This window comes from Stenotrophomonas sp. HMWF023 (genome assembly GCF_003060985.1).
Taxonomy (GTDB): Bacteria; Pseudomonadota; Gammaproteobacteria; order Xanthomonadales; family Xanthomonadaceae; genus Stenotrophomonas; species Stenotrophomonas lactitubi.
Genome location: NZ_QAIJ01000189.1, coordinates 1 through 12351, shown reverse-complemented (window position 1 = coordinate 12351; position 12351 = coordinate 1). Strand labels below are relative to the sequence as shown.

Here is a 12351-nt window from a genome sequence, read left to right as displayed (position 1 = left end):
CCTGCATGCAGCGCGCCCGGCCTGCAGGAGAGCAACCATGAGCACCCATAACGAGTACGACTACATCATCATCGGCGCCGGTTCGGCCGGCAACGTGCTGGCCACCCGCCTCACCGAAGATGCCGATGTCAGCGTGCTGCTGCTGGAAGCCGGTGGCCCGGACTACCGGCTCGACTTCCGTACCCAGATGCCCGCCGCACTGGCGTTCCCGCTGCAGGGCAAGCGCTACAACTGGGCGTACAAGACCGATCCCGAGCCCTTCATGAACAACCGCCGGATGGATTGCGGTCGTGGCAAGGGCCTGGGCGGCTCGTCGCTGATCAACGGCATGTGCTACATCCGCGGCAACGCAATGGACTACGACAACTGGGCCGGCATGCCGGGCCTGGAAGACTGGGCCTACCTGGATTGCCTGCCGTACTTCCGCAAGGCCGAAACCCGCGACATCGGCGCCAACGACTACCACGGCGGCGACGGCCCGCTGCGCGTCACCACGCCCAAGGCCGGCAACAACGAACTGTTCGCGGCGATGGTCGAGGCCGGCGTACAGGCCGGTTACCCGCGCACCGATGACCTCAATGGCTACCAGCAGGAAGGCTTCGGCCCGATGGACCGCACGGTCACGCCGAAGGGCCGTCGTTCCAGCACCGCCCGTGGCTACCTGGACCTGGCCAAGCCACGCCCGAACCTGACCATCGTCACCCACGCGCTGACCGACCGCATCCTGTTCTCGGGCAAGCGCGCCGTGGGCGTGCAGTGGCTGCACAACGACCAGCCGCAGCGCGCTACCGCACGCCGCGAAGTGCTGCTGTGCGGCGGCGCCATCGCCTCGCCGCAGATCCTGCAGCGCTCCGGCGTCGGCCCGGCAGACCTGCTGCGCAGCCTGGACATCGACCTGGTGCATCACCTGCCCGGCGTTGGCGCCAACCTGCAGGATCATCTGGAAATGTACCTGCAGTACGAGTGCAAGAAGCCGGTCTCGCTGGCCCCGGCACTGAAGCTGTACAACCAGCCGGCGATCGGCGCCGAATGGCTGTTCCTGGGCACCGGCATCGGCGCCAGCAACCAGTTCGAAGCCGGCGGTTTCATCCGCAGCGATGCCGAATTCGACTGGCCCAACCTGCAGTATCACTTCCTGCCGGTGGCGATCAATTACAACGGCTCCAACCCGATCAAGGCGCACAGCTTCCAGATGCATGTCGGCTCGATGCGCTCGCCGAGCCGTGGCCGCATCCACGTGCGCTCGAAGGATCCGCGCGAAGATCCCAGCATCCTGTTCAACTACATGTCGCACGACCAGGACTGGCGCGAATTCCGTTCGGCGATCCGGATCACCCGCGAGATCTTCGCGCAGCCGGCGCTGGCACCGTACAGCGGCCGCGAGATCTCGCCAGGCAGCGCGCTGCAGACCGATGCGCAGATCGATGCGTTCGTGCGCGAGCATGCCGAGACCGCCTACCACCCGTCCTGCTCGAACAAGATGGGCCACGCCGATGATCCGATGGCGGTGGTTGATGGCCAGGGTCGCGTGCATGGTCTGCAGGGCCTGCGCATCGTCGATGCCTCGATCATGCCGCAGGTGGTCACCGGCAACCTCAACGCACCGACCATCATGATCGCCGAGAAGCTGGCCGACGTGATCCGTGGGCGTGCGCCGCTGCCGCGCAGCACTGCGCCGTACTTCAAGGCCAACGGGGCACCGGTGCGCAGCCGCGGCTGACGCGGCTGCTCCGCCGGGCATGGCCCGGCGCTACCGGCACCTCTGCCCCCATCGGTAGCGCCGGGCCATGCCCGGCGTTTTTTGCCGCATCCAGCCGCCACGCGGCGGGCCTCTTCGCGTTTTCCCTACGGGGCGGTATGCTGCGGAGAGCGGTTCTGGCGGATACTGTCCGCGCCGCACCCATCATCACGATTCCTGGAGGGGGAATATGAGTCTGGATCGTCCCTGGCTGCAGAGCTATCCGAAAGGCGTTCCCGCCGAAATCGACGTCAACGAGTTCCATTCGGTAGTTTCGGTCTTCGACGCGTCCGTCGCGAAGTACCGCGACCGACCGGCCTACTCCAGTTTCGGCAAGACCCTCACCTACGGTGAGACCGATGCCCTGGTCGAGCAGTTCGCCGCTTACCTGCTGGGCGAGCTGAAGCTCAAGAAGGGCGACCGCGTCGCCTTGATGATGCCCAACTGCCTGCAGTACCCGGTGGCGACCTTCGGCGTGCTGCGTGCCGGCTTGACCGTGGTCAACGTCAACCCGCTGTACACCGCGCGCGAGCTGAAGCATCAGCTGGTCGATGCCGGCGTTACCGCGATCGTGGTGGTGGACAACTTCGGCGACACCGTCGAACAGGTCATCGCCGATACGCCGGTCAAGCATGTGGTCACCACCGGCCTGGGCGACCTGCTCGGCGCCAAGGGCGCGATCGTCAACTTCGTGCTCAAGTACGTCAAGAAGATGGTGCCCAACTACCATCTGAAGGGTGCGATCCGCTTCAAGCAGGCGCTCAAGCTGGGCAGCCGCCACACCCTGCCGAAGGTCGAGATCGACCACGACGACGTGGCGTTCCTGCAGTACACCGGCGGCACCACCGGTGTGGCCAAGGGCGCGATGCTGACCAACCGCAACCTGATCGCCAACATGCAGCAGGCCTCGGCCTGGATCAGTGCATCGGGCATCGAGATGGGCAAGGAATGGATCATCACCGCCCTGCCGCTGTACCACATCTTCGCGTTGACGGCGAACGGCCTGGTCTTCATGAAGTTCGGTGGCTGCAACCACCTCATCACCAACCCGCGTGACATGAAGGGCTTCGTCAAGGAGCTCAAGTCGGTGCGCTTCACCGCGATCACCGGCGTCAATACGCTGTTCAACGGCCTGCTCAACACCCCCGGCTTCGACACCGTCGATTTCTCCTCGCTGAAGGTAACCCTGGGCGGCGGCATGGCCGTGCAGCGTGCGGTCGCCGAACGCTGGAAGAAGACCACCGGCGTCACCCTGGTCGAGGCCTACGGCCTGACCGAGACTTCGCCGGCGGCCTGCATCAACCCGCTTACCCTGGCCGAGTACAACGGCTCGATCGGCCTGCCGATTCCGTCCACCGATGCCTGCATCAAGGACGACAACGGCAACATCCTGGCGCTGGGTGAAGTGGGCGAACTGTGCATCCGCGGCCCGCAGGTGATGAAGGGCTACTGGCAGCGCCCCGAGGAAACCGCCAAGGCCATCGACGCCGACGACTGGCTGCACACCGGCGACATGGCGAAGATGGACGAGCACGGCTTCTTCTACATCGTCGACCGCAAGAAGGACATGATCCTGGTGTCCGGCTTCAACGTGTACCCGAATGAAGTCGAAGACGTGATCGCGATGATGCCGGGCGTGCTGGAAGTGGCCGCGGTGGGCGTACCGGACGAGAAGTCCGGCGAGGTGGTCAAGGTGGTCATCGTCAAGAAGGACCCGAACCTGACCGCGGAGATGGTCAAGGAACACGCCCGGGCCAACCTGACCGGCTACAAGCACCCCAGAATCGTTGAATTCCGAAAAGAGCTGCCGAAGACCAACGTCGGCAAGATCCTGCGTCGCGAACTCCGCGATACGCCCGCCCCGTAAGGGTTTGCGGAAAGTTGAACGCGCTCAGGCCCGGGTCGGCAACGACCCGGGCCTTTTCGCGTGCGTGGCCCGGGGCCGGTGTAGCATCGCCGCGTGAGTGGACCGTTCGGCCCGCCGGCCACCACCTTGATCTGCGGGCCGCACCGCCGAGGACCCTTCCATGAGTACCATTGAAAAGCTGCCCAGCAGCGGCTCGCCCTATGCCACCATCCGCACCCAGGACAGCGCCGACGGCGCCGCCCACTGGCTGTTCATGCACGCCGATGCCTCCACCGGCGTGCGTCCCTGCTGCCGCAAGGACATGCTGGACGAGATGTGGAGCTACATGAGCGCCATCACCCGCGGCCCGGCGCAGCGCCACAGCGGCCAGCTGCGCCATTTCGTGCTGGCCTCCGACGCCGCCGCCTACAACCTGGGCGGCGACCTGGACCTGTTCACCCGGCTGATCCGGGAAGGCAACCGCGACCTGCTGCTGACCTACGCGCAACGCTGCGTGGAAGGTGTGCACCACCTGCACACCGGCTTCGGCGGCGACGTCCGCTCGATCGCCCTGATCCAGGGCGACGCATTGGGTGGCGGCCTGGAAATGGCCCTGGCCTGCCACACCATCGTGGCCGAGGAAGGCTGCGGCATGGGCCTGCCCGAAGTGCTGTTCGGCCTGTTCCCGGGCATGGGCGCCTATTCGTTCCTGTGCCGCCGGGTGTCACCGCAGCTGGCCGAGAAGATCATCCTCGACGGCCGTGTCTACAGCGCCGAGGAGATGCATGCGATGGGCGTAGTCGACGTGCTGGTCAGGAAAGGTGAAGGTCGCAGCGCAGTCGAAGCGATGATCCGCCAGCAGCAGCGCCTGCCGCAGTCGTACCTGGCGATGAATGCCGCGCGCAACCTGGCGCAGGCGGTCAGCTATGACGAACTTCTGGAAATCACCAAGGTCTGGGTCGATTCGGCACTGGCCCTGGGCGATCGTTCGCTGCGCACCATGGACCGTTTGATCAAGGCGCAGACCCGACGCGCCAATCTGGATGTGGCCTGATACGTCCCCCTCCCCCGCAGGGTTCAAGCCCGGCTGGCCACCGGGCTTTTTTTATGAAGCGTGCGGGCATGGGCAACCCGTCGCACAGGCCAGGCACCAGTGCTAGCGCTCGCCGTCGTCGGCCACGCCACGTGCCTTGCGTTCGGCGCGCGCATCGAGCGCCTGCCGGCCTTCCTTGATCGCCCCCTGCAGCACCGCAAGACGCTGCCGCCATTCGGCTTTGAGCTGCCAGTCGGCCATCCGCATCAATTCACCGGCGCGGTTGGACGCGCGTACCAGGCCCAGGTTGCTGGCCACACCCTTGATCGCATGCGACTGCTCGCGGAAAGCGTCCCAGCGTGCCGCTTCGCCATCGCCTTCGGCCTTGCGCAGGCACGACTCGGCATCATCCAGGCACTGGCGGATGAACTCGCGTTCGAAACCCTCGCCCATTCCCAGCGACGCCAGTTCATCAAGCACGCCGGTATCAAGGACGCCATCGAGATTGGTGACGGTGCGCACGATCGGCGGCGCACTGGACTTGAGCTGGGCGTTGTTGGCGATCTCGGCCAGGGTGTCCAGCAGGCGCACAGCCACCACAGGCTTGGCCAGGAATGCATGTGCACCGGCCTGGGTACAGCGCTGGATCGCTTCGGGAGTAACGTCGGCGCTGAGCACCAGCACCGGCGTGCGCGGGCCGCCACCGGCCTGCATCACCCGCAGTTCCTTCAGCATGTCCAGGCCACTCATGCCCGGCATGTGCAGATCGACGATGGCCGCATCGAACTCGCTTTCGGCCAATGCATCAAGCACTGCCTCGCCACCATCGACGCACAGCACCTTGTGCCCGGCCTTCTGCAGCAGCCGCTGCAGCACCATGCGGTTGGCCTCGTGGTCGTCGGCGACCAGGATCTGCATGCTGCGCACCCGCGCGCGATGGCGCAGGAACGGGTCGGCGAACGCGATGACGTTGCCGCCGGCACCGGCTTCGTCGCCCGCAGCGAGGGTCGGCACCGCGCCCGGGACCACCGGCTGCGGCGGCGCGAACGGCAGTTCCACCCAGAAGTGGCTGCCCTGCGGCGGGTTGTCCAGATACCCGATCTCGCCGTCCATCGCTTCGACCAGTCCCTTGGCGATGGTCGTGCCCAGGCCGGTACCTTCATGGCGACGGGCCATGCTGACGTCGGCCTGCTCGAAGGCCTCGAACAGACGCGGGCGCATCGCCGGTGCGACGCCGATGCCGGTATCGAGAATGTCGAAGCGCAGCCGCACCCCACCCTGGGTGTCTGCATGGACAACGCAGACGCGGATCTCGACCCGGCCATGATCAGTGAACTTGACCGCGTTGCCTGCAAGGTTGAGCAGGATCTGCCGCAGATGCCCGACATCGCCGCGCAACGTCGGCGGAACGGTCTCGGCCACCTTCACCCGATAGTCCAGGCGCTTGGCCTTGGCCTGCGGCAACAGGATCAGGCCGATGGCCTGGATCACTTCGGAAAGGACGAAATCCTCGGCAACGACGCGCAGTTTGCCGGCCTCGATCGCCGAGATGTCCAGCACTTCCTCGACCAGCGCCAGCAGGCTGCGCGATGACGCCTGGATGGTACTCACGCACTCACGCTGCTCGTCATCCAGACGCGTGGTCGCCAACACTTCTGTCATGCCATTCAATCCATTGAGTGGGGTGCGAAACTCGTGGCTCATGTTGGCCAGGAATCGACTCTTGGCTTCGCTGGCGCGCCGCGCCTCGGCCATCGCTTCGGTCAACTGCCGCAGCAGCGTGGAAAAATACAGGGGAACCGCGGCCAGGCCAAGCCACAGGCCGATGGCCAGGCGCGCGTTCTGCTGCCAGTACGGGGTGGATAGTGCGGTACTGCCGAAGCTGACCATCGCCATCGCCACGGCCACATACAGGTAGTGGTTGCCGAAGCGCATGCCGTTGCCCACCGTCACCCACATCACCACGATGTAGACCCACGACAGCGGCTCACCCATCTGGATCATGCCGGCGGCGATCAGCCCGTAGTCGGCCAGCATGCCCAGTACGCGCCGGGGATCGGAGCGCTGCGGTCGCCACAGCAGCCAGCCGAACAACAGCAGCGACAGGCTCAGGCCGGTCAGTACGATCGCCAGCACACCGACATACTGGGTGTGCGGCAGTTCATGCCGTGCCGAAGGCAGCAGCACGTACGCCAGGATCAGGCTGATCAGGATGATGCGGACGATCTGCTGCCCGTGCTCGCTGTCCTGCCGCTGGGACAGGCGCAGCCGCAATCGCGACAGCAGCCGTTTCACGCGCCCAGTCCCGGCCGTGCAGAGGCGATGGAGTGCTCGGCGCAGATCTGTTCCAGCTGCTCGCGGCCGCGCAGCAATGCGTCCACGCAACGCGGATCGAACAGACGCCCGCGCTGGGCATACAGGTAGGCCATGGTGGCTTCCATCGTCCACGCTTCCTTGTAAGGGCGCGGCGAGATCAGCGCATCGAACACGTCGGCCACGGCGACGATGCGTGCCTCCAGCGGAATCGCGTCGCCGACCAGGCCATCGGGATAACCACTGCCGTCGTAGCGCTCATGGTGGCGCAGCGCGATCAATGCACCGACCTGGATGAAGCGGTTCTGGCTGCCACTGAGCAGTTCATGGCCAATGCGCGGATGCCGACGCATGATCGCCAGCTCCTCATCATTGAGCTTGCCCTGCTTGAGCAGCACCGCATCGGGAATGGCGATCTTGCCCATGTCGTGCAGCGGCGCAGCCATTTCGATCAGCTTGACGTCGTCTTCCGGCAGGCCCAGCTGCTCGGCGATCAGGCCAGCCACGCGCGCCATCCGTTCAAGGTAGGCACTGGTGCCGGCATCACGGAATTCGATTGCACGTGCCAGCCGCGAAAGCGTCTCGCGCTCGCGCTCCTCCACCTCATGCATGCTGGCCAGCAGCCGCTGCTCCAGTGACAGCGCACGCTGCTTCACGTTCTCGGTCTGCTGGCGCAACTGCAACAGGTTGTAACAGCGTGCACGCAGCTCACGCGGGCGGATCGGCTTGACCAGGAAATCGATCACGCCGGCTTCGAGCGCCGCCTGCCGGATCGGCTCGTCGCCGACCACGGTGATCAGGATCACCGGAATATCACGATGTTTGGGCAGCCGGCGGAAGCGGCGGGCGAATTCCAGCCCGTCCATCTCCGGCATGCGGTAATCGAGAAGCAGCAGGTCGACCGGATACGATTCGCACCATGCCAATGCGGTCAACGGATCGCCGAAGTCATGCACGCTCAGTTCCGGCGCGATGTCTTCGATGACGTGACGAAGCATCGTCCGTGCGGAAGTCTGGTCATCGACGATGACGATGTTCAAGGCGTTCTCTGCCTGCTTTCTCGACCATGCTGAAAGGTCAGCGGGCGAGCATACCCCGCCGCTGTGCACGCTGGCACCCTGCATCGGCTCGACTCCCGTCACGCGCCCCCCGATTCATGATCGTCGTCACAATGTGAAGCGGATTCTCCACATTGCGGCCTCCCCTGACGCCATCAAGCCATAGCCAGTGTCAAGGTTGTGCAATAACGATACGCCGAGTGCGGGACGCGTCAATCGCACCGTCTCAAACCGAGACGGCGCGCACAAACAGACGCCGAGAAAAGCCGGTTACTGCTCCGGACGCATGTACGGGAACAGCAGCACGTCGCGGATCGAGCTGCTGCCGGTCAGCAGCATCACCAGGCGATCGACGCCGATGCCGAGGCCGCCGGTCGGCGCCATTCCGTACTCCAGCGCACGGATATAGTCAGCGTCGTAGTGCATGGCCTCGTCGTCGCCGCCTTCCTTCGCCGCCACCTGCGCCTGGAAGCGCTGGGCCTGGTCTTCCGGGTCGTTCAGCTCGGAGAAGCCGTTGGCCAGTTCCTTGCCGTTGACGAACAGTTCGAAGCGGTCGGTATAGCCCGGATCGTTGTCGTTGGCGCGGGCCAGCGGCGAGACCTCCACCGGGTGATCGGTGATGAAGGTCGGCTGGATCAGGGTGTGTTCGACGGTGGCTTCGAAGATCTCAAGCAGCAGCCTGCCCCAGCCGTAGGACGGCTTGACGCGGATCTTCAAGCGCTCGCAATGGCGCAGCAGCGCATCACGGTCGGTGCAGTCGGCCGCGGAGATTTCCGGGTTGTGGTGGCGTACTGCCTCGTCCATGCGCCAGCGGCGGAACGCCGGGCCCAGGTCGATGTTGGCGCCGTCCCACTCAACCGTGGTGGAGCCGTTCACCGACTGCGCCACGTCACGGATCACGCCTTCGGTCAGGTCCATGATCTCGTTGTACGTGGCATACGCCTCGTACAGTTCCATCATGGTGAATTCCGGGTTGTGGCGGGTGCTGACGCCTTCGTTGCGGAAGTTGCGGTTGATCTCGTAGACGCGCTCCAGGCCACCGACGGTCAGGCGCTTGAGGTACAGCTCCGGCGCCACGCGCAGGTACAGGTCAAGGTCCAGCGCGTTGTGATGGGTGGTGAACGGCTTGGCCGCCGCGCCGCCGGGGATGTAATGCATCATCGGCGTCTCGACTTCGAGGAAGTCGCGGTTGTCCAGCCACGCACGCATTGCACGGATGATCTTCGAGCGCTTGATGAACACCGCACGCGACTCCGGGGTCACGATCAGGTCGACATAGCGCTGGCGGTAGCGCTGTTCGACGTCGGCCAGGCCATGCCACTTGTCCGGCAGCGGGCGCAGCGACTTGGTCAGCAGGCGGATCGACTCGGCCTTGACCGACAGCTCACCGGTCTTGGTACGGGTAAGGCCACCTTCGACCGCAATGATGTCGCCCACGTCCCAGCCCTTGAAGGCGGTGTAGGCATCGCCCAGCACGCTGCCCTGCAGGAACAGCTGGATGCGGCCGGATTCGTCCTGGATCTGGGCGAAGCTGGCCTTGCCCATGACCCGCTTGGCCATCAGGCGACCGGCCATCTTCACCTGCCGGCCGTTGCCTTCCAGGGTCTCGGCGGTCCACTGTTCCGCGTCGGCGAATTCTTCCTGCAGGCTGCCGGCGAAGTCCTCGCGACGGAAGTCGTTCGGGTACGCGATGCCCTGCCCACGCAGCGCTTTGAGTTTCTCACGGCGCTCGGCGATCAACTTGTTTTCGTCGACGGGGGGGGTATCGGTAGCTTCGCTCATGGATCTGCGGGAATCGTGTAGTGAGGGGGGAGTCTTGCGCCCGGCACAGCCGGTTGCCCAGCATACCAAAAGCGCCCTGCCCCGGCCGCTGGACGGCCCCTCCCCGGCCTTGGGCCGCCCCTGCTCCGGTAGCCGCCAACCTTGGTTGGCGCCCCCGTGTCGACCAAGGTCGACACCTCCCGGATATCGCGGCACCGACGCCCTGGTAGCCGCCAACCTTGGTTGGCGCCCCCGTGTCGACCAAGGTCGACACCTACCGGATATCGCGGCACCGACGCCCTGGTAGCCGCCAACCATGGTTGGCGCTCCCCGTGTCGACCAAGGTCGACACCTACCGGATATCGCGGCACCGACGTCCCGGTAGCCGCCAACCTTGGTTGGCGCCCCCCGTGTCGACCAAGGTCGACACCTACCGGGCCATGCCCCGGATTCACCCGTTCCCGGGGAACGCCTGCCGCAGCTCGTCCACCAGCACCCGCTGGTTTTCCGAATAATCAATCGGCACCGACACCAGATGCACGCCGCCCGCCGTGAACGCCGCTTCCAGCGTCGGAATGAACTGCTCGATCGCGGTCACCTCATGCCCTTGGCAGCCATAGGCCTCGGCGTATTTGACGAAGTCCGGATTGCCGAAGGTCATGCCGTAATCGGCGAAGCCGTCCACCGCCTGCTTCCAGCGGATCATGCCGTAGGCGCCGTCGTTGAGGATCAGCACCACCAGGTTCAGGCCCAGGCGACGCGCGGTCTCCAGCTCCTGGCTGTTCATCATGAAACCGCCATCGCCACACACCGCCAGCACGCGGCGTTGCGGGTACAGGATCGAGGCCATGATCGCTGACGGCAGGCCCGCCCCCATCGTCGCCAATGCGTTGTCCAGCAGCAGCGTATTCGCCACCTGGGTGCGGTAGTTGCGCGCGAACCAGATCTTGTACATGCCGTTGTCCAGCGCCACGATGCCGTCCGGCGGCATCACCTGGCGCACGTCATGCACCAGCCGTTGCGGCGTGAAGCCCGCCTCTTCGGCTCGATCGGCGATGTGCTCCAGGATCGTCGCACGCAACGGCAGCAGCGCCGCGGCGTTGTCGACCTTGCCTTCGATACGGTCGGCCAGCAGGGTCAGCGAGCGACCGATATCGCCGATCACCTCCACCTGCGGGAAATACACCTGCTCTACCGCGGCCTGCGAATAACCGATGTGGATGACCGTGCGGCCACCCGGGCGCATCACGAACGGCGGCTTCTCCGTCACCTCGTGGCCAATGGTCACGATCACATCGGCCTGGTCAATGGCCATGTGCACGTAGTCGCGCTCGCTCAGCGCCGCCGTGCCCATGTACAGGCCCGAGCCACCGGCCACTGCGCCCTTGCCCATCTGCGTGGTGACGAACGGAATGCCGGCGCGCAGCACGAAGGCCGACAGCGCCTCGCTGGACTGTGGCCGCGATGCCGCCGACGCGATCACCAGCAACGGCCGCTTGGCGTCGCGGATGATCTGCGCCGCACGATCCAGCGCCTCGGGGCTGGCAATCGGTCGATCCACCGGGTGTGGCGGGATCAGTGCGACGTCCTCGACCTCCATCGCCGCTATGTCCTCGGGAAGTTCCAGCAGCACCGGGCCCGGGCGTTCTTCCTGCGCGGTACGGAACGCTTCGCGCACGATGATCGGGATGGTGCGTGCCGAGACGATCTGCCGTGCGGACTTGGTCAGTGGCTTCATCGTGCCGACGATATCCACGATCTGGAAGCGCGCCTGCTTGCTGGCAACGATCCCCTTCTGCCCGGTGATCATGATCACCGGCCACGCACCGAGCAGTGCATAGGCGGCACCGGTGGTGAAGTTCAGTGCGCCCGGGCCGAGCGTGGCCAGGCAGACGCCCGGCTTGCCGGTCAGGCGGCCATAGGTGGCGGCCATGAACACGGCAGCCTGTTCGTGGCGGGTGATGACCAGCTCGATGCTGGAGTGGCGAAGCGACTCGACGACATCGAGGTTCTCTTCACCGGGAATGCCAAAAATGCGCTCGACGCCCTCGTTTTCGAGTGCGGCGACGAGCAGATCGGAACCCTTGGACATGGAATGACGTCCTTCTCGCAATGCGTGATGATGGAACGTTGCAGGGATGCTGACAGCAAGCGTGGATGGCCCGCGTCAACGGCGGTCGAACCACACCGTCTGCGCGTTGACGAATTCGCGGATACCGAAGTGCGACAGCTCGCGGCCGAAACCGCTTTTCTTCACGCCGCCGATCGGCACGCGCGGATCGGAGGCCGAGAAGCCGTTGACGAACACGCCACCGGTCTGCAGCCGGCGTGCCAGCTGCATCGCGCGGGCGTGGTCGCCCGTCCACAGATTGCCGCTGAGGCCGAACTCGCTCTGGTTGGCCAGTTCCACCGCATGGTCGGCATCGCGCGCGCGGCTGATCGATGCCACCGGCCCGAAGGTCTCGGTATCGAAGGCCTGCATTCCCGGCTCGACGCCGGCCAGCACGGTGGGTGCGTAGAAGCTACCGGGGCGATCGAGCTGCTTGCCGCCCACCAGCAGCTGCGCACCGGCCTCGACCGAGGCGCGCACCTGCGCATCAAG

Annotated in this window: 8 protein-coding genes; 3 read left to right on the top strand and 5 right to left on the bottom strand. The window is 65.4% G+C overall.

Annotation, left to right across the window (positions count from 1 at the left end; all coding sequences use genetic code 11):
* The first annotated feature begins 37 nt into the window (after positions 1-37).
* From betA to DBR20_RS10200, 3 genes are all read left to right on the top strand, one after another.
* A complete protein-coding gene (gene betA, locus DBR20_RS10210) occupies positions 38-1720 on the top strand; it encodes a choline dehydrogenase (protein WP_108266099.1) in 1683 nt (560 codons plus the stop codon).
* 208 nt (positions 1721-1928) lie between these two features.
* Complete coding sequence (locus DBR20_RS10205; protein ID WP_108266098.1) at positions 1929-3605, top strand: long-chain fatty acid--CoA ligase; 1677 nt, start codon at positions 1929-1931, stop codon at positions 3603-3605.
* Between the two features lie 160 nt (positions 3606-3765).
* Positions 3766-4638 (top strand): crotonase/enoyl-CoA hydratase family protein, encoded by an 873-nt coding sequence (locus DBR20_RS10200; RefSeq protein ID WP_108266097.1) that lies wholly within the window; start codon positions 3766-3768, stop codon positions 4636-4638.
* Between the two features lie 102 nt (positions 4639-4740).
* Here the strand turns inward: DBR20_RS10200 and DBR20_RS10195 are convergent, their stop codons facing one another.
* From DBR20_RS10195 to DBR20_RS10175, 5 genes are all read right to left on the bottom strand, one after another.
* Positions 4741-6912 carry a response regulator gene (locus DBR20_RS10195; RefSeq protein ID WP_108266096.1) on the bottom strand — a complete coding sequence of 724 codons (2172 nt, stop codon included), beginning with the start codon at positions 6910-6912 and terminating at the stop codon, positions 4741-4743.
* Entirely contained in the window at positions 6909-8054 is a 1146-nt protein-coding gene (locus DBR20_RS10190) for a two-component system response regulator (RefSeq protein ID WP_108266095.1), read from the bottom strand. Before DBR20_RS10190 ends, DBR20_RS10195 begins: the two co-directional genes overlap by 4 nt.
* Before the next feature lie 204 nt (positions 8055-8258).
* The gene (lysS, locus tag DBR20_RS10185; RefSeq protein ID WP_108266094.1) at positions 8259-9770 is read right to left on the bottom strand and encodes a lysine--tRNA ligase; all 1512 of its coding nucleotides are present in this window, start codon (positions 9768-9770) and stop codon (positions 8259-8261) included.
* A gap of 430 nt (positions 9771-10200) precedes the next feature.
* Entirely contained in the window at positions 10201-11841 is a 1641-nt protein-coding gene (locus tag DBR20_RS10180) for an acetolactate synthase large subunit (protein ID WP_108266093.1), read from the bottom strand.
* Between the two features lie 75 nt (positions 11842-11916).
* A partial coding sequence (locus tag DBR20_RS10175; RefSeq protein ID WP_146186987.1) for an aldehyde dehydrogenase family protein occupies positions 11917-12351 on the bottom strand: 435 nt, incomplete at its 5' end.

Excerpts from the sequence above, each read along its gene's own strand:
- betA (WP_108266099.1), top strand. The coding sequence starts at position 38 with ATGAGCACCCATAACGAGTACGACTACATCATCATCGGCGCCGGTTCG.
- DBR20_RS10205 (WP_108266098.1), top strand. The coding sequence starts at position 1,929 with ATGAGTCTGGATCGTCCCTGGCTGCAGAGCTATCCGAAAGGCGTTCCC.
- DBR20_RS10200 (WP_108266097.1), top strand. The coding sequence starts at position 3,766 with ATGAGTACCATTGAAAAGCTGCCCAGCAGCGGCTCGCCCTATGCCACC.
- DBR20_RS10190 (WP_108266095.1), bottom strand. The coding sequence starts at position 8,054 with ATGCAGGGTGCCAGCGTGCACAGCGGCGGGGTATGCTCGCCCGCTGAC.
- lysS (WP_108266094.1), bottom strand. The coding sequence starts at position 9,770 with ATGAGCGAAGCTACCGATACCCCCCCCGTCGACGAAAACAAGTTGATC.
- DBR20_RS10180 (WP_108266093.1), bottom strand. The coding sequence starts at position 11,841 with ATGTCCAAGGGTTCCGATCTGCTCGTCGCCGCACTCGAAAACGAGGGC.